Source organism: Gardnerella sp. c10Ua_244, from assembly GCF_055818055.1.
On the sequence record NZ_JARFVS010000002.1, the window covers coordinates 45,304 to 64,011 of the forward strand.

At 40.0% G+C, this 18,708-nt stretch carries 12 protein-coding genes, 5 tRNA genes and 1 riboswitch; of the genes, 16 read left to right on the top strand and 1 reads right to left on the bottom strand.

All coding sequences use genetic code 11. From position 1 onward, the window contains the following. Positions 1-34: 34 nt before the first annotated feature. The 15 genes from P0108_RS03375 to P0108_RS03445 all read left to right on the top strand — a co-directional run bounded on the left by P0108_RS03375 (position 35) and on the right by P0108_RS03445 (position 15,706). Complete coding sequence (locus P0108_RS03375; RefSeq protein WP_004125146.1) at positions 35-322, top strand: hypothetical protein; 288 nt, start codon at positions 35-37, stop codon at positions 320-322. A 405-nt stretch (positions 323-727) separates the two neighbouring features. Continuing rightward, a tRNA-Gly gene (locus P0108_RS03380) sits at positions 728-800 on the top strand. 28 nt (positions 801-828) lie between these two features. Next, a tRNA-Cys gene (locus tag P0108_RS03385) sits at positions 829-899 on the top strand. Between the two features lie 30 nt (positions 900-929). Next, positions 930-1,001: transfer RNA gene (locus P0108_RS03390), tRNA-Val, on the top strand. Positions 1,002-1,040: 39 nt separating this feature from the next. Beyond that, positions 1,041-1,113, top strand: a tRNA-Val gene (locus P0108_RS03395). Positions 1,114-1,382: 269 nt separating this feature from the next. Beyond that, positions 1,383-1,472: riboswitch (TPP riboswitch) on the top strand. A 145-nt stretch (positions 1,473-1,617) separates the two neighbouring features. Next, on the top strand, positions 1,618-2,859 hold the full coding sequence (gene allC / locus P0108_RS03400) for an allantoate deiminase (protein WP_064621700.1): 1,242 nt from the start codon (positions 1,618-1,620) through the stop codon (positions 2,857-2,859). Between the two features lie 328 nt (positions 2,860-3,187). Beyond that, entirely contained in the window at positions 3,188-4,672 is a 1,485-nt protein-coding gene (allW, locus tag P0108_RS03405; RefSeq protein ID WP_082915470.1) for an allantoin permease, read from the top strand. A 1-nt stretch (position 4,673) separates the two neighbouring features. Then, positions 4,674-6,050, top strand: a complete 1,377-nt coding sequence (gene allB / locus P0108_RS03410; RefSeq protein WP_064621699.1) for an allantoinase AllB — start codon at positions 4,674-4,676, stop codon at positions 6,048-6,050. Between the two features lie 60 nt (positions 6,051-6,110). Beyond that, positions 6,111-6,308 (top strand): sulfur carrier protein ThiS, encoded by a 198-nt coding sequence (thiS, locus tag P0108_RS03415; RefSeq protein ID WP_004106666.1) that lies wholly within the window; start codon positions 6,111-6,113, stop codon positions 6,306-6,308. Further along, the gene (thiF, locus tag P0108_RS03420; protein WP_004106663.1) at positions 6,309-6,932 is read left to right on the top strand and encodes a sulfur carrier protein ThiS adenylyltransferase ThiF; all 624 of its coding nucleotides are present in this window, start codon (positions 6,309-6,311) and stop codon (positions 6,930-6,932) included. Further along, on the top strand, positions 6,922-7,689 hold the full coding sequence (locus tag P0108_RS03425; RefSeq protein WP_004108959.1) for a thiazole synthase: 768 nt from the start codon (positions 6,922-6,924) through the stop codon (positions 7,687-7,689). Before thiF ends, P0108_RS03425 begins: the two co-directional genes overlap by 11 nt. 143 nt (positions 7,690-7,832) lie before the next feature. Beyond that, a tRNA-Gly gene (locus P0108_RS03430) sits at positions 7,833-7,908 on the top strand. A 201-nt stretch (positions 7,909-8,109) separates the two neighbouring features. Then, positions 8,110-11,553 (top strand): tetratricopeptide repeat protein, encoded by a 3,444-nt coding sequence (locus tag P0108_RS03435; RefSeq protein ID WP_064621702.1) that lies wholly within the window; start codon positions 8,110-8,112, stop codon positions 11,551-11,553. 133 nt (positions 11,554-11,686) lie between these two features. Further along, entirely contained in the window at positions 11,687-14,575 is a 2,889-nt protein-coding gene (gene ligA, locus P0108_RS03440; protein ID WP_064621698.1) for an NAD-dependent DNA ligase LigA, read from the top strand. Between the two features lie 3 nt (positions 14,576-14,578). After that, a complete protein-coding gene (locus P0108_RS03445) occupies positions 14,579-15,706 on the top strand; it encodes an Mrp/NBP35 family ATP-binding protein (protein ID WP_004108951.1) in 1,128 nt (375 codons plus the stop codon). A gap of 93 nt (positions 15,707-15,799) precedes the next feature. Here the strand turns inward: P0108_RS03445 and P0108_RS03450 are convergent, their stop codons facing one another. Continuing rightward, entirely contained in the window at positions 15,800-17,170 is a 1,371-nt protein-coding gene (locus P0108_RS03450; RefSeq protein ID WP_064621586.1) for a DUF349 domain-containing protein, read from the bottom strand. Between the two features lie 96 nt (positions 17,171-17,266). Here P0108_RS03450 and hisS point away from each other — a divergent pair, with 96 nt between their 5' ends. Continuing rightward, positions 17,267-18,667: a histidine--tRNA ligase gene (gene hisS / locus P0108_RS03455; RefSeq protein ID WP_004108947.1), complete on the top strand. Its 1,401-nt coding sequence runs from the start codon at positions 17,267-17,269 to the stop codon at positions 18,665-18,667. Positions 18,668-18,708 lie beyond the last annotated feature (41 nt).

The window sequence follows — 18,708 nt, forward strand, 5'->3', positions numbered from 1 at the left end:
CAGTTGTGGAAAATAAGAGAGGAGTGAAAAGCTAATGGATATGATGAAAATTTGTTATGACATGGTTGAGAAACTTCGACCTTATGCTGAGCCATACATGGATAAGTTTTCTAAAGAAGAAGCCAATAGTGCTATTCGAGCAGGCGAACCATCGATTGCAATTGATATTTATTTAGTAGACGCGTGGCTACACAAGAGTGCACCTAAAGAGTTGCTAATCGAAGCTTACAATTTATTAGACCCTTATGAATGTGGCGATAACTACGACGATATAGCAGACGATTTAGGAGTCCCGCGTAAAGTCCATTCCCCAGATGAATAAATAAATTTTGGTCTATAACCCTAGAACCTATAACCCTAGAAAATATACTTAAAATGAAGATTGCGAAGCTGGGAATATTAAGCCAAGTTCTAAACACCGTTACTAATTCAGTCAACGAACTGAGAAAATAACACTCACAGCCCAAACACCGTTAAAAACTCAGTCAACAAACTGAGAAAATAACACTTGCGCTCGCAAATGCTCCAATACCATACGCATAAACAAACCTCCAACCAACACGCGCAAACGAACACACCGAAAGACACGCCTACGAACACGCCAAAAAACACACCAACAGAAACACCAAACGACACGCCAAAATAGGCAAGGGCTTGCATTTGTAAATATTTCGGGTATAGTAGTTACTCGTGCTTCGGCGCTGACATTGTTCAGTAAAGTTGCATTGCGGACATAGCTTAGTTGGTAAAGCGCAACCTTGCCAAGGTTGAGACCGCGGGTTCGAGTCCCGTTGTCCGCTCTAGGTCCGATGAGTTATTCGACCTTACGGTGGGTTAGCCAAGCGGTTAGGCAGCGGCCTGCAAAGCCGTATAGATGAGTTCGACTCTCGTACCCACCTCGATTAAGCTTCAAGCTTAATAAACAACCTGGGCGGTTGGCGCAGTGGTAGCGCACTTCCCTGACACGGAAGGGGTCACAAGTTCGAACCTTGTATCGCCCACTCGAAAGGATTGCCTTTCACGCATAATTAAAAAATTTTGGGTGATTGGCGCAGCGGCTAGCGCACTTCCTTCACACGGAAGGGGTCATAGGTTCGATTCCTATATCACCCACAATATGTTCGCAGTGTAGAAGCACTGCGTTTTTTGTTATCTGGCTATTTTTTATTTCCTAACTTACATATGAAAATTTTTTGCAGCCGAACATACCTGCAACCACAAATGGAAGCAATATCTCATATCAGTCAACAAATCAACCAATCAATCAACCAGCCAAGCAAGCAACCAGCCAACCAGTCAACCAAGCATTTCTTCACAAAAACACACATGATAATGTTCATTTTGAGTTCATTTAATATCGTGCTATACTCATCCGAGTACAGTGAAAATTGCAGGGGTACTGGAAACAGTTGAGAAACACCCTTTGAACCTGTTTTGTTAAGACATGCGTAGGGAGCAATTACAGTAAGTGATTTCTTTCTGTCACGATTTTCGTGATATCTTGCGTTGCCACAAAGTAGTAGCAATTACACGAGTATCAACTAAACAAAAACCAAAAAATATCCGCCTGAATGTCACTTTTGGGAAAACTTGCACAAGTGAGGAGGAATACTGCACATGATTGATAGCAGCATAAGTGCTGAAACTATAGAATCAGCCATAAGCTGGCTTGCAGGATTCACAGAAAAACCAGGAGAACAAGGAGTTACTCGACCTCTTTACACAAAATCTTGGAAACAGGCTCTTTTTGCTCTTCGTCAACGATTTGAAAAACTCGGTATGACTGTGGAATTCGACCAAGTTGGAAACCTAATTGCAACTGTTGAAGGATGCGAAAAACCAGAAAGCATAATAGCTTGCGGATCGCATATTGACACAGTTTCAAGAGGAGGTCGTTTTGACGGCCAACTTGGAATAGTTGCAGCCTATTTAGCAATTAAGAATTTACTTACTAGATATGGAAAGCCAAAGAAAAGTCTTCGCATTATCTGCTTAGCAGAAGAGGAAGGCTCACGTTTCCCATACGTATTCTGGGGTTCAAAGAATTTCTTCGGGCTAGCCAAAAAAGAAGACGTAGAAAATATTTGCGACAGTGAAGGTGTTCCTTTCGAAACAGCAATGCGTGAAGCTGGGTTCAATTATCAAACAACTCAACCTAAGTTCGCAAATCTTGAAGCCTGGATTGAGCTACACATTGAGCAGGGACCAACGCTTTACAGCAATCACGAAGATTTAGGTATTATCACTAGCATTGCCGGTCAGCACCGTTGGGATGTTCATCTTAAAGGCGTACAAAATCACGCTGGCACAACAATGATGTCCTACAGGCACGATGCAGTAGATTGCATGTCTCATATAATCGCCAAGAATCTTGACAAAGCTAAGCAAGCAGGCGACCCACTGGTACTTACTTTCGGTAGAATCAGCGTAGTTCCAAATCAAGTAAATATTGTTCCTGGAGAAGTTACTTTTTCAATGAACTGCCGTCATACAGATAAAGCTTTTCTTGATAAATTCTTGCAGGAACTCGACGAGGACATTCACGAAACTGCCAAGTCTTATGGCATTACAGCGCAGATTGATAAGTGGATGTCTGACGATCCTACACCACTTAGCAACGATATTATTAATCTTTTGAAAGATCAAGCTAATAAGCAAGGTTATGCGTACAGAGTCATGCATTCAGGTGCTGGTCAAGATACGCAAATTTTTGCTCCGTTTGTAAAATCCGGAATGATTTTCGTTCCTTCAAAAGATGGTATTAGTCACGCTCCAGAAGAGTACACAGATCCACAAGACGCTGTTCACGGAGTAAAGCTTTTACGAGATGCTCTGCATAGTTTGGCTTATGAGGACTAACGAAAACCAACTAAAAGATAACGGAAACCAAACGAAAACCAAACGAAAACCAAAAAGAAATAGAAATTTAGGAAGGACGTAAAAGGCATATACGATGCAAACTTCACTGCTTAATTAATCGCAGCGAAGAAAAGTGAATATCGAATGAGAGTACAACGCTTATTCACGAATAAGAGGCTGATACGAAGGGGCGCACCACCACGGGTACGATATCCTTTCGTATCTTTTTTATTTTTGAGCAAAGTTGCGATTATTACTTTCAAAAAACTCAAAACACAAAACACAAAAAAGAATCAAATTTACAAACAAGAAAAGTAAGGAGGTGCGCATGCAAATTAGTAAACTGCTACAAGACGAGCCAGTAGCTAGTAAAAACTTGGAATGTTACCGCGAGCGCGGCTACACTAACGAAGATTTACTGCCAAAGCCGCAAGAAAAACGCACAATGAGCGCTCTTAATTTTTGCACTTTGTGGATGCAGTCTGTACACAATATTCCTAATTATGCTGCAGTTGGCGCGTTCCTTTTGATGGGATACTCTCCAATTTACGTAATGATTGGTATCATGCTTGGCGCAATTCTTACAGCAATTGTCATGGTTGCTAACGGTGTTGTAGGATCCAAATACGGCATACCGTTTTCTATGCATTTGCGCGCAACATACGGAAAAGCAGGCGCTCAACTACCAGGATTCCTTAGGGGAGTAGTTGCTGCAATATGCTGGTATGGCATTCAAACATATATAGGCGCGAAAGCTTTAGAGATTCTAGTTGGCAAAATTTGCCCTGAGTTTCTTACGCTTGGAAGCAAAATACCATTTGTAGGTTCGCACATACCTATTATTATCTCCTTCGCAATATTTTGGTTGCTTAATTTGGCGATTGGCTTAGGTGGAGGAAAGACTCTTAATAAGCTAACTGTAGTATTAAGCCCACTTATTTACGTTGTTTTTGGTTGCATGAGCGTATGGGCTATTAGCTGTGCTGGTGGATTATCTGCAATCATGCAATATCATGCTACTGTTCAAGCGCCAACTAATTGCGGTCTTGGGCTTTTCATGATGATGGTTGTAAATTCTGTACTGGGCGTTTGGGCTGCTCCTGCCGTTTCTATTGCTGATTTTACGCAAAATGCAAAGTCAACTATGGCTCAACTAAAAGGTCAAATTGCTAGCTTCTTGCTAAGTTACGCGCTTTTTGCCTTTACAAGCGTAGTTATTTTAGTGGGCGGATCGCTTTTTTACCATGAAACCATTACAGATGTTCTTGTTATCATAAACAAGTGGGATAGTCTTCCTGCAATTGCAATAGCTACTGGGTTGCTTCTACTTACTACAGTTTGTACAAATGCTACTGGCAATATTGTTCCTGCAGCATACCAGCTAACTGCTTTAGCTCCGCGATTTGTAAATTATAAGCGTGGCGTAGTTATTGCAGCTCTTGTAAGCACTGTGTTAATGCCATGGAAGTTTATGGCTAATATTACAGGCTTCTTGAATCTTATTGGCATGCTTTTAGGCCCTATTGCAGGTGTTCTACTTGCCGACTATTACGTAGTAAAGCGCACGCATATTGATCTTGATCAAATTTATTACGATACAAATAGCTCGTCAAAATCTGCTTATTCTGGAACTAACTGGATATCTTATACTTCTACGATACTTGGGCTTTTATTTGCTCTTTCCGGGCAGATAATTCCTCTACTTTCACCACTTACTCAAATCTCATGGATTGTGGGATGCGCTGTAGGCTTCGTGTGTCAAATATTACTATCAAAAGTTTTTCAGCCAACAATGGCTAAAGAAAGGAAATAATATGAACTACAATGTAGTAATCACAAACGGTTTGGTTGTATTCGATAATGAAGCCACCAAAGCCGATATAGCAATTAAAGACGGCAAGTTTGCCGCTTTTGGAAGCAACTTTACAGCCGATAAAACTATTGATGCAACTGATTTAATAGTTGTTCCTGGAAAAGTTGATTCTCACGTTCATATTAACGCTCCAGGCGGCGGCGTTCGCGACGATTGGGAAGGTTTTGTAACAGCAACTTCTGCCGGCGCAAAAGGCGGTATTACTACAATGCTGCAAATGCCTTGCAATCAGATTCCTGCTACTACTGATGGAAAGTCATTTGAAGCAGTGCTTAAAGAAGCCGACGGAAAGCTCAAGGTTGATGTTGGTCAAACTGGTGGCTTGGAACCACAAAACCTCAATGGCGGAATATGCGAGCAAGATAAGCAGGGTGTCGTTAATTACAAAGCATTCCTTGGAACTACAGGCGACAAGGATTTGCAAGTTGATTTATACAATTGCGACGATTACTCCTTGTACACAGGTATGCAGCAGATTGCAAAAACCGGCAAAATTTTGATTATGCATTGCGAAAACGCTCCTATTACAGACCAGCTTGGAAAGAAAGCTCATCAAATGGGAGCTAGAAAGCTTTCTGAGTTCGTAGCAACCAGACCTGTTTTCACTGAAGTTGAAGCTATTGAGCGCGCTTGCCTTTTTGCTAAAGAAACTGGATGCAGAATTCATATTGTTCATGTTTCTTCACCAGAAGGTGCTCAAGCTGTTGCTGACGCTCGTAAGAATGGCGTTGACGTAAGCTGCGAAACTTGCAACCATTACCTGTATTTCGACACTTCTGAGCTTGACGAGATTGGAAATATCGCTAAGTGCACTCCGCCAATTCGTGACAAGGAAAACCAGAATGGCTTGTGGGAAAAGGTTTTTGACGGTTCTATTAACTTCATTGTTTCCGACCATTCGCCAGCTCCTTTGAGTTTGAAGCAAACTGATGATGCTTTCACAGCTTGGGGTGGTATTGGTAGCGTTCAAAACGATGTTGACGTGTTCTTTGATGAAGCTGTGCAAAAGCGCGGAATGTCATTAACTCAATTTGTGGCATTGAATTCTAGCAATTCTGCAAAACGCTTCGATCTGAAAGGAAAAGGAAGCATACGTTTGGGTTACGACGCAGATCTTGCATTCATTAAGCCAAACGCTCCTTATGTTCTTAAAGCTGAAGACCTTGAGTATCGAAACAAGTTCAGCCCATACGTTGGTCGCACTATTGGCTGCCAGGTGGTAAGAACTTTGCTTCGCGGCGAAGAAATTTACAGCCAAGAAAATGGCGTTTGCAAAGGCTTCAAGGGCAAGTTTATTCTTCATCCAGCTAAGGATTAGGTAGAATCTTTAAACGTAATATTTAAAACTTAAAGCATATTCTACAGAAAGGAGGTAAGTGTGCTGAAACTTAATCACGATACTGTGGATTATGTTGAGAACGAGAATTTACTTGAACTACTTAAGCGCGAAGGCTACGACAGTACTTTTGTTGCAATAGAAGTTGATGGTGAATTAGTAAAACGCAAAGATTTTGAAACTTTCATAGTTAAAGATAACGCAAAAATTGAAGTATTTAGCATTATGGGAGGAGGATGAATGGAAAGTGACGATATTCGCGCAAAAGTTCTTAAACGTCAGCTAAAGGAAGATAATGATTTGTTTGCTCAACAATCAGTTTCAATACTTGGCTGCGGCGGTTTGGGATCAAATATTGCGTTAATGCTTGCGCGAGCCGGCGTAAAAAAGTTGTACATTTACGATTTTGACAGTATCGAGTATTCGAATTTAAACCGTCAAAATTATACGATTAACGAAATTGGACAACACAAAGTATCTGCTACTAAAGCGCGGCTTAATGAAACTTTGCCGTACGTTGAAGTAGAAGCTTTCGTGCAAAAAGTTACGCCGGAATCGTTAGATGAGATTGCTGAGCGCTCCGACTTGTTTATTGAAGCATTCGACAATCGCGAATCGAAAGCAATGGTTCTTGACTATTTCATGAATCATCCTAACAAATATGTTATTACCGCTTCTGGCTTATCTGGACTAGGAGATATTAAGAACGTAAAAATTAAGCATCTTTCAAACGTGTGCTTAGTAGGTGATTTTAAGTCTTCTCCTGAAGAAGGCTTGTATTTGCCTTATGTTTCGATTATCGCAAGTTTAGAAGCGTTAGAAGCGTTGAAATGGATAAAAAATGGAGGAAATTATGGAGAATGAAGATTATTTAGAATTAGGTGGTAAGAAGTTTACTTCTCGATACATTTTGGGTTCTGGAAAGTATTCTGAGGAGCTTATTGATGCCGCAGTAAATAGTGCTAAAGCTGAAATGATTACTGTAGCAATTCGCTATAGCGAGAAAGCTGCAGGAATTTTAAAGCATATTCCAGAAGGCGTTACCATTTTGCCTAATACTAGCGGATGCGTAACTGTAGAGGAAGCAGTTAACACTGCACATATTGCTCGCGAAATGGGTTGCGGAAACTTCATCAAGCTTGAGATTATTCCTGATCGCAAGTATTTGTTGCCAAACAATGAAGCTACTTTGCAAGCAACAAAGATTTTGGCTGACGAAGGTTTTACTGTTCTTCCTTACATGTATCCAGATTTGTACTTTGCTAAGGCAATGCGCGACGCTGGAGCTGCCGCAATTATGCCTCTCGGCTCTTTGATTGGCTCTAACAAGGGTCTTGAAACTAAGAAGTTTATTCAGCTTATTATCGACGAAATCGATCTTCCTGTTATTGTCGATGCCGGCATTGGCGTTCCAAGCCAGGCTGCTGAAGCAATGGAAATGGGTGCTGCAGCTGTAATGGCAAATACTGGAGTTGCTACTGCAAACGATATTGTGCTTATGGCTAAAGCATTCAAGCTTGGTATTGAAGCAGGCCGCGCAGCTTATCTTGCAGGCCCTGGTCGAGTGCTTGAAAAGGGTGCAACACCATCTTCTCCAAAGCGCGATGACGAAAGCAAGTAAGCAAACAAATAAAATAAGTTTTCAACTTAAAACACTAAAAATCTGAAACAAGTAAGCCTTACAAGTGCAGCAAATACTTGTAAGGCTTGCGACATACCTAATTTGCACTTTTTATGAAAATGATATAAGGTATTCATTTGTTTGCGGACATAGCTTAGTTGGTAAAGCGCAACCTTGCCAAGGTTGAGACCGCGGGTTCGAGTCCCGTTGTCCGCTCCATTTTTTCTCAATATTCGAAGTCGTCGTATTCTCTTATTAGCAATCTATTGATGAAATAATTTCGATAAATAATGTCGCGCATTTTATAACATGCATAATTTCTTATATACTAAAATAATGTGATTAAACGCCACATTATGTGCGCTAAAAATATAAAACAAAAACTCACATGCCACAAAGCAAAGTGAAAGAATGGGGATTATGACTAACAACATGCAAACTACTGAAAATTCAGAATCTCAGGAAGATAGTATGTTGCAACTACAAGAATCTCTTAACTCGTTGTGGGCAGAAGGCAATCCAATAGATATTTCGTCGCGCGCTAAAAAGTACGTTATTAAAGATTTTCCACAAACAAATATCAACAATCAATTAGGCTGGGTTCAACTTAACAAGAAAAAAGAATACACATCAATTGGATTATTTAAAGAAGACGGAAAAAAATTCCTTCAACTAGCAGTAGCAGATTCAGAAGGGCGAATATTTCTCGGCAGCAAACTTAGCTACGAAGATATTCAAGACATGAGACCGCAACTTTCATTTGTAGAAAAAAATAATTCTTCACTGAAAGATTTACACCGTTTTTATGGAAAACAATATAAAAAAACAAAAATTACTCTAAAATGTGCATTTTTGGAAGCGTTTGACGAAACATACACCAAACATACAGACTATGACATGGATAATATCGTAGAATCCTATTTAAATGGCGACGCAACCGTAGAAGATTTTCTCGCTTCTTTAGAAAGCAGTAAGTCTAAAAGCGCATTAAAACCAGAACAACGCTCTAAAACTTTTGCCGGAAAAATAAACCACTTTTCTAAAACTTTTTCAAAAATTAGAAAAGAAAACGTATTTTGCGTATCAAACGGAGACTTAGTTTTACAACTTTCAGAAGATAACGGTTTAATTAAAATCGGATCATGGATCTCACACGGGTTCGGAACTAAAAAAACTTATACTCTCGAAGAGTTACGAACTAAACTTCCAGAAAACTTACGATGCAATCTTACATACAGAAATGCAATAACAATAGCATTCTTTGCAGCATTATTCATTCCAGACATGCACAAGTCTTTAACTGGATTTGGTTACAGCAATGTACTTCGCAGACTAGAACACGAAGCACCTTTAGGAGCAATACGAAGAAGTGTAGAAGACATAAAAATAGCGAAAAAAGAAAATTTAAGAGTTTCAGGTTTAGAAGAATATTTCGAAAAATTAATGCGCTCAACTGGAGCTTTAGAAACAGAACGCAGCCTGGAAGCAGTGCATGGTGCAGAACGCCTACACATGCAAAAATCTCAGCAAACAGAAGCAAACTACTTACTTTGGGATGATGCTTTGGAACCAAATGCTGCACTCAAAGTACTTAAAATAGAAGGTGCTATTAACCGTTTATATTCAATTTATGATTGTCTGCAAATTAACTCCATCGTGGGAGGAAAAACTTGCGAAAATACTATAAAAGAAGAGCAGGCATCACAAATCGACATGGCAATGATTAAAGATGTTGCTTTTGCAGCAAGCGGTTCAATAGGTATGCAATTTTTTGGCAATCCTCTGATGGACGACAAAATAAGACCTATTTTGCACATGTGGAGAAGAGCAAAGCAGGTAAAAAATAACGATAAGTATTTCAATAAGATAGATAACGACAGTGAATGGTCCTATAGACAGCGTCTTTCTAATCTTATTAGAAGCGTATACTTGCCGTTCCGTTTTGACGCGGAATTTAGATCTAATTTAGAAGATGGTAACGTGGCAATAAACCTTACTACAGCTGGAGCTGCACTTATGCCATCTGTAGCTTACGTTAATGAGGATAAATCTTGGAAAAATCTGAACGACGACGATAAAGAAAAACTAGCTACAAACTACAATCTTCAAGTTGGAATGATAATGTCTACTCTAGCTTTTGGAGCAAGCGGTAAAGTAAAAAATGTTTCTATACGCTTAGATTCAATAGGCTTAGAAGAGATGGTTACAGCACAAAACAATGCTATGAACAATCTTGTAAATCGTACTCTTAATGCGCTTAACGTTATGAATAGTGACGCTGCAAATAATGATTCATCCAAGCCAAAAGGAGATCCAAAAGACGGTGACATTCATGGAGACCCGTCTAAATTGCAAGAAATGCAGCAGACTAATATTAGTAACGCAAACAAGACAAACAATAATGTCATATCAATGCATGCGAGCGCAAGCAGCCAAGAATTAAACTCAGAAACAGGCACAAACGCAGATTCTAACGAAAATCAACTGTCCGAAAACAGCATGGATAAGTCTAAAGAAGAAAATTCATTTGCAGCTTTTACTACAGCACCATCCATACGAGCTCTAACTACAGTTACGTTTAGCAGAGACAGATTTATAAAACTTATTCACCAAAACGGATTAAATAATCCTATAAAAACATACGAAAAATTTAATGCCAAATTAAACATTGATTCTCATGGAAAATTAAATACCATCGAACCAGATTTTGATGTTCACAGTAGCCGCTTTTCTCCTCATGGATCACAAGAAGAACCTGAATTTTCTGACAAAATTTTTACAGCAGATCAGGAAAGCATACTGGGAACACAATACGCACAAGGGCTTTCTATACAACGTGAAGATCTTCTGCAACAAGCTGTTGCCGACTTCCATCATATTGCTTCAGAACTTATGCCAACAACTGCACAAAAAGCTCACGAAGCTATGAGTATTATTGAAAGCATTGACGATCCTGAACTTAACGCTCAAGCAGATTCAATAACGCGAGCGCTAATTGACGAAACAGATTTACCTAATCTTTCATTTACTACAGCAAAACGTATAAGAGATATTCGTACAAAAGCTCACGAACAGTTTATGAATGGGGACCTTAGCGAGGCTTTAAAAGAGTACGAAAATTCTGTAGCACAATTCGATACTATGTTTACTAGCAGCGAAGCTGTACCAAGATACTTTAATTCCTACGCTGAGAGAGTAATTTATAATCATCTATTTGCAACTAAAGAAGAACGAACAAGACTTATTCCTGACGGTCTTTTCTACGCGCATATGGAACTTGCTGATTTACTTTCGCAATTAAACCAACATGACGAAGCTTTACGCCATTTAAATATTATGGTTTCGTACGCTCCTACTTACGCTCTTTCTCATTTAAGATTAGCTGATATACTTGCGCAAAAAGAGGATTGGTCATCTGTTATTGCAGCTTGCATTAACGCTTTGAATGTGTCTCTCGATAGGGATGATGCTGCTTTTGCTTACTATAAGCTCGCTTATGCGGAATGGATGCAGAATAATTTCCTCATTGCTGCATCTTCATATAGAATGGCACAATACTTAGCTCCAGGAAAGATTGAGCCGCTAGAAATGGAACTTGATGAGCTTCTTTCTAGAATGAGATCGCAGTGCAAGCTAATACCGAGCAATATACATGAAGCACAGATGGCTCTTCTTTCTGAAGACGTACCAGCTTGGCCTGATATTGAAGCAGAAGAGATTATTGATAAAGCAGCAAAATTAACTGTGAACGATGGAATGTTTGTAATTGCAAGAACTTTATGTGTTGCAAATATTCGAATGACTTCTAACGAAGATCTAAGTAGCACAGTACAAACACAGTTCTTAAGATCTTTAAACGCTTAAGAAATAGAGCAAGCAGTTTTAAAATTTATTAGCTTAATACTCAATACATCATTGAATAGTTTTTACTGTGCTTATACAGTCTTATTAGATACTGTTTATAGGCATTAGTAAAACGTAGCTGAAGGGAATATTCATGAGTGAAAATAGTATTCGCGAAGAGTCAACAGAGAGCGAACAGTTATCGCTTTTTTACGATTTTGACGAGCAAACTATATCTCATGAAGCGCCAAAAAACGAAACTAATAGCATAAGTACAGTTAAAACAGGGACTGTTACTCAGGCTGATAGCAAAACTGATAACAAAACTGACATGCATGAAGCGAATGAGTGGAACTCTACAATAGACACCGAAAAGTGGATTGCAAACTTGAAACCAACAGACACTGATGCGTTGACTCTTGGAAATTTGCAGCCAGCGACACTTACTATAGAGCAAGCTGCGAAGCTTTGGGCGAAATTGGCAGCTTGGGCACAATCTGATCAAATTGCTTATTATGTAGAAGATTCTCCAACTAGTTCAGACGCAGCATACGATGCAAGAATGCGAGCGCTAAGCTCTTTAGAAGCTGCCTTCCCAACTTTAGATACTCCTCAATCTCCAACACATCGCGTAGGTGGAACTTTTTCTAATGATTTTACTTCTGTAAAGCATCCGTCTCGAATGATGAGTTTGGATGACGTATTTTCAATTGAAGAATTACATGATTGGTATAACAGCGTAATTCGCGATTTACAATGGGATGAATCTCAACCTCTTCCTATGACTTGCGAAGTAAAAATTGATGGTCTTGCTTTAAATCTTATTTATCGCAACGGTACTCTTGAACAAGGTCTTACTAGAGGCGATGGCGTAACTGGCGAGGATATTACATTAAACGTAAGAACGATTGAAGCAATACCAACACAGCTTCATTCTGACAATACTGACGATATTCCTGAGTTCGTGGAAATTCGTGGCGAAGTTTTTATGAAATGGGAAGACTTTAGAAAATTAAATGATGAACAAGAAAATGCTGGACGAGTTGCTTTTGCAAACCCTCGTAACGCTGCAGCTGGCTCTTTGCGCCAAAAAGATCCACGTATCACGGCCACGCGTCGATTAAGCTTTTTTGCACACGGACTAGGTGAGCTTCGTTGGAAAGAAAATACAAGCCATAACAATAGTGAAACAAAATTTAATCAGTCTGACGCATATAAGTTCTATCAACAGTGGGGAATACCTGTTTCTCCATACACGAGAAAAGTCACAAATTTTTCTGAAATAGAAGAAATGATTGACTATTACGGAGAGCATAGAGCAAATATTTTGCACGCTTTAGACGGCATAGTTGTAAAAGTTGATGACAGAGCATTACAGCATCAACTAGGAGCTACTTCTAGAGCTCCACGATGGGCTATTGCATACAAGTATCCTCCTGAAGAAGTTAATACTTATTTGAAGGATATTATTGTCCAGGTTGGAAGAACTGGAAGAGTAACTCCTGTAGCTGTTCTTGAACCTGTTACTGTAGCAGGATCGACAATTTCGCGTACAACTCTTCATAACGCTTACGAAGTTGAACATAAAGGTGTGCTAATTGGCGATACTGTCGTAGTTCGTAAAGCTGGGGATGTTATTCCGGAATTAGTCGGACCGGTACTTAAAGCTAGGGAAGGGCGAGAAAATGAACTTAGAAAGTTTGTTATGCCAGAATACTGCCCATCTTGTGGAACTAAGCTAGCTCCTGCAAAAGAGGGAGATAAAGATATTCGTTGCCCAAATGTAGAAAACTGTCCAGCTCAACTTACAGAACGAATAATTCACTTGGCTTCCAGACAAGCTTTTGATATTGAAAATTTGGGCGATAACGCTGCGCTAGCTCTCACAAATCCTGAGGATTGCAGGCCTACAACTGCAGAAGTTTACTGCCCAGATATGGATAAAATTATAATTCAGCGAGGCGCAACTCAACAACCATATATACCTTCACCAGATTTAACGCTACCTGAACCACAAACTCCAGTACTTAGAAATGAAGCTGGATTATTTAGTATTACTGCCGACGATTTACAAAATGTAATGGTTTGGAAAGAAATTCCTCTTGTTGAAGAGTGGAAAGAAGTTAGTAAAGACGGTAGCTTTAAAAAGCGTACACGCAAAATAGGCGGATCTGGTCTTTGGCATCAAGTTAGAGCATTTTGGACTCGCACAATCGAAGCAAAGTTATCTACAAATTACGAAGCAGCAGAAACTTCCGAAAAAACTACTTCACCAAACGAACAATGGGATCCTCAATATCCTAAATTCCAAGTTCCAATTGACGCTAAAGTAGTACTTTGGAAAAATAAGCGCATTACTAGAAATGCTAAAACTAGCGACAACGCTAAAGAAACAATAAATGTGCCATGGTATACAAGACCTTCTGAAACTACTCGTAGTATGCTTGAAGAAATAACTCAAAAAGGCAAAAATGCAGCACTGTGGCGAGTTTTGGTTGCTTTATCTATTCGTAGACTAGGTCCACCAACTGCACGTCTTATAGCGGCAAATTTTGGATCTTTAGACAATATTTCCAAAGCATCTATTGAAGAACTTACACAAATTGATGGAGTTGGTCCTGAAATTGCGCAAGCAGTATACAACTGGTTCCAGCAAGCTAAAGACCCTGCTAATTGGCAATTTGAAGTATTAAAATCGTGGCAAGAAGCAGGTGTAGTAGGGAAAGTTGAAACATCATCTTTCGCTCAAACATTAGTAGGTAAAACAATAGTTGTTACAGGATCTTTGCAAGGATTTACACGAGACAGCGCAAAAGAGGCTATAGTCTCAAGAGGCGGCAAAGCATCAGGATCAGTAAGCAAGAACACATATTGCGTTATTCTAGGCGAAAATGCAGGATCCAAGGCAACTAAAGCGCAAGAACTTGGCATTCCTATGCTTAACGAACAACAGTTTAATACTCTTTTAAAAACTGGGAACTTAGAAGAAATACTACAAATTGCAAATAATACTGTGCCAAATCTCATTGCTGAGGAATCATAACGCATGAATACAAGTGAACTCGAAAAACAAGTTTACGATTTGCTGGGTAGCGTTATTGATCCAGAATTAGGTCGCTCTGTTACCGAATTAAATATGGTAACCGGAGTGCATGTGATAAAAAAAGCTGAAACCATTGATGCAACAAAGTTTGCTTATGATGTAGAAATAAATCTTGAACTTACTGTGCCAAATTGCCCTCTGGCAGAAGTGATTACAGGACGAGTTCAAGAAGCTATATCTAAATATCCTCAAGCAATACTCATACCGCACGTTAACGCTACTGCAATGAGTAAAACTAAATTAGAAAAGTTAGTTGCAGATTTAAAAGCTGAACGCAAAGAAAATCCATTTAATAAAGCTGGCACTCGCACGAGAATTTTTGCTATAGCTTCTGGAAAAGGCGGAGTGGGAAAATCTTCTATAACTGCTAATTTAGCTGCAACTTTTGCAGCATTAGGTTACGATACTGCAGCTATCGACGCCGATATTTACGGCTTTTCTTTACCGCGAATGTTTGGAGTTAATTCTCAACCAACAAATTTAAACGGAATGCTTATGCCTGTAGTTGCTTGGGGAGTAAAGCTTATTTCTATTGGAATGTTTGCTGGAACCGATCGTGCTATTTTGTGGAGAGGACCACGATTACAACGTTCTTTAGAACAGTTTCTTTCCGATGTTTGGTGGGGCAACCCCGATGTTTTACTTCTTGATTTAGCTCCAGGCACAGGAGATATGGCATTAGCTGTAGCACAATCCTTACCAAATGTAGAGCTTGTTGTAGTAACAACTCCACAGCCTAGTGCATCAGATGTGGCAGTTAGATCAGGTCTTATGGCTTTGCAAATTCCTGTAAAAGTTCGCGGAGTTGTTGAGAACATGAGCTGGTTTGAAAATAACGGCGAGCGCTTAGAATTGTTTGGTTCAGGAGGAGGAAAGAGAGTAAGCGAACAACTTTGTAACGCTCTTGACACTAATGTGCCTCTTTTAGCTCAACTTCCTTTAGATCCTGCGCTTAGAGAAACTGGTGAAGCAGGGCGACCTGCTGTTCTAACCGAAGATGGAAAATTGGCAGATTCTAATTTAGCTAATACTTTTATTCATTTAGCTAAATCTTTAATAAAAAACTCTTAAAAGCAAATAAATCTTAAAATACAGCCGAAAAATAAGTATGGGGTCGCTTGATTTTTAAGCAACCCCATACTTTTAATTAGTTATAAAACTAATTTACTTAACAGCGTTAAGCCACTGCTCTTTAGTAGCCTTTTCAGCTTCCAACTTAGCTTTACGCTTATTATCGGTTTCCTTAGCAATAGCAGCGTTAAGCTCTTCGAGTTGCGCTTCCAACTGTAAAGCAAAACTGGATTTACGAGCATTAGCTTCAGGATCAGCCTCACGCCAAGCAGCGTCTTCAACAGCCTTAATCTTTTTATCAACGTCGTTCAAGCGAGACTCAATACGACGCATATCTTCACGAGGAACGAAACCAATAGCATCCCATTCTTCCTGAATCTGAGACAAAGCCTTACGAGCCTTCTTAGCAGCTTCTTCATTTTCTACTGGCAACAAAGCCTCTGCTTTTACGAGCAAAGCTTCCTTCTTAGCAAGATTTTCGTGTTCTCCAGCATTAACCTTTTCACGGTCATTTTGACGAGCATGATAGAAAGCATCAGCAGCTTCGCGGAACTTAGCCCACAAAGCATCATCGTGCTGACGACCAGCATTGCCAGCTTTCTTCCAACGATCCATCAAAGCATTGAACTTCATAGAAGTTTCACGCCAATCTTTTGAATCTTTTAAGCTTTCAGCTTCTGCAATAATAGCTTCCTTAAGCTGCTTAGCAGTATTACGCACATGCTCACGTTCTTTAACCCAAGAATTGCGAGCCTGAGAGAACGCAGAACGAGCCTTTGAAAAACGCTGCCACAAAGCATCGGCATCAGACTTATTTAAGTGAATAGTAGTACGCTGATGCTCCTGCCATTCGTCAAATAAAGCACGTAACTTATCGTTTAATTCACGCCAGTTTGTAGATTCATTCATTTGTGCTACTAACGATTCTGCACGTTCTACAATATTTGTACGTTCTTTCAAAGCTTTTTCTAGAGCTTCTTTTCGAGCTTTAGAGATTGCTTCCTTCTTTTCATTACCTTTTGCAGCCAATTCGGCGTGTCGCGCACGTAAAGCAGCAATATCGCCTACGGCAGCAGGATTTTCCAATTCAGCTTTCAAAGTATTAAGCGTTTCGTCAATTTCTTTTGCTTTTACATTGGAAGCTTCCAAGCGCTTAGCGAAAAGATCAAGCTTAATCTTCAAATCAAGATAACGATGAATATAGAAAGTCAACGCTTCTTCAGGAGTGCCAGTGGAGTATTGACCAACCTCACGCTCAGCACCGTTTTCAGTAACGTAAACAGTGCCATTTTCATCAACACGGCCAAAGGTTTTTGCGGCTTTAATATCCTCTTCACTATAAGAAATGGTTGGTGCTTGAGCAACAACACGAGTCTTATGCGCGAAGCTTGCTGGAGATGGAGCAACTGGCTTTGGCGCGGTAGTAGTTTTAGTAGTTTCTTCAGGTTTAGTCTGTTCGGTCACGGGACGACTCCTTACAGCAGATGCACGGTAACATTGTTACGAATAAGTATGACGGTAAGCCATGATTTTTCCGCAACACCACCTATTATAGTGGACATGGTACAAGGCTCATCAATATCGGGTTTCCCTGAATGGCTTCCTAGTGAACGCGCTGTTGAACAGCAAGTAATTGACACACTAAGAGAAGTGTTTGAACTCAACGGTTTTATTGGAATTGAAACACGTGCAGTAGAACAGGGTTCAAGCTTATTAAAAAAAGGCGAAACCAGTAAAGAAATTTATTTATTGTCGCGTTTACAAGAAGTTGGTCACGAATCCGACACTCCTGTAGAAGAACGCATTGGTTTACATTTCGATTTAACAGTTCCGCTCAGCCGTTACGTCGTTGAGCATACTGGTGATTTGACGTTCCCATTTAAGCGCTGGCAAATGCAAAAAGTTTGGCGAGGGGAGCGTCCACAAGAAGGTCGTTTCCGTGAGTTTGTACAAGCTGATATCGATGTAGTAGGAAATGGCGAATTACCTTCACACTACGAAGTTGAACTTCCACTTGTTATGGTTGAAGCTCTTGAACGTTTACGTAAGTTCGGTCTTCCTAAGGCAACTGTTCATGCTAACAATCGAAAGCTTTCTGAAGGTTTTTATCGCGGTATTGGATTAAGCGATATTGAGGGAGTTCTTCGAGAAATCGATAAGCTAGACAAAATTGGTGCTGAAGAAGTATCTAAGCTTTTGGTAAAAGAATGCGGCGCTACGGCTTCTCAAGCTGATGCATGCTTAGAATTAGCTGAACTTACTGCCGAAACAGGAGATGAGTTGAAGTCTCGTTTCGACGAATTATGCGATAAGCATAATATTTCTCGAAGTGATGATAACGAGTCTTACGTTTTAGCTTCTCAAGGTGTTGAAACTCTTGCGATGATTGTAGACGAAGCAGCACGTATCCGCCCAGGCGCTGTTGTTGCTGATTTGAAGATTGCTCGTGGACTTGACTACTATACTGGTTCTGTTTACGAAACTTTCCTTGACAACGCAGAATCTCTTGGTTCAATTTGCTCTGGCGGTCGTTACGATAATTTAGTTTCACAAGGCAAGAAGAAGTATCCAGGCGTAGGACTTTCAATCGGCATGTCTCGACTGCTTTCTTATATGCTTCACACTGCAGGTGCTACTGTTTCTCGAGTTTCTCCTGCTGCAGTACTTGTTGCAGTTTGGAATGAAGAAGATCGCCCTGCATGCAATGCTATTGCTAAAACTTTACGAGATCGAGGCATTGCAGCAGATGTTGCTCCTAGCGCAGCAAAGCTTGGTAAGCAAATAAAATATGCTGACAAGCTCGGCATTCCTTATGTGTGGTTCCCTGCTGATAGCACTGAATCAGAGTCATCTCACGATGAAGTAAAAAATATTATTACTGGCGAACAGGAAACCGCGGATGCCACGTCTTGGCAACCGGATACTGTTTATGCCCGGCAGACAGTTTCTTGCGCTAAATAATGTCTTGCAAATTTGCTTGAATATTGTGCGCAAAATCATGT

Coding starts and splice junctions, on each gene's coding strand:
- P0108_RS03375 (WP_004125146.1), top strand. CDS start 35: ATGGATATGATGAAAATTTGTTATGACATGGTTGAGAAACTTCGACCT.
- allC (WP_064621700.1), top strand. CDS start 1,618: ATGATTGATAGCAGCATAAGTGCTGAAACTATAGAATCAGCCATAAGC.
- allW (WP_082915470.1), top strand. CDS start 3,188: ATGCAAATTAGTAAACTGCTACAAGACGAGCCAGTAGCTAGTAAAAAC.
- allB (WP_064621699.1), top strand. CDS start 4,674: ATGAACTACAATGTAGTAATCACAAACGGTTTGGTTGTATTCGATAAT.
- thiF (WP_004106663.1), top strand. CDS start 6,309: ATGGAAAGTGACGATATTCGCGCAAAAGTTCTTAAACGTCAGCTAAAG.
- P0108_RS03425 (WP_004108959.1), top strand. CDS start 6,922: ATGGAGAATGAAGATTATTTAGAATTAGGTGGTAAGAAGTTTACTTCT.
- P0108_RS03435 (WP_064621702.1), top strand. CDS start 8,110: ATGACTAACAACATGCAAACTACTGAAAATTCAGAATCTCAGGAAGAT.
- ligA (WP_064621698.1), top strand. CDS start 11,687: ATGAGTGAAAATAGTATTCGCGAAGAGTCAACAGAGAGCGAACAGTTA.
- P0108_RS03445 (WP_004108951.1), top strand. CDS start 14,579: ATGAATACAAGTGAACTCGAAAAACAAGTTTACGATTTGCTGGGTAGC.
- hisS (WP_004108947.1), top strand. CDS start 17,267: ATGGTACAAGGCTCATCAATATCGGGTTTCCCTGAATGGCTTCCTAGT.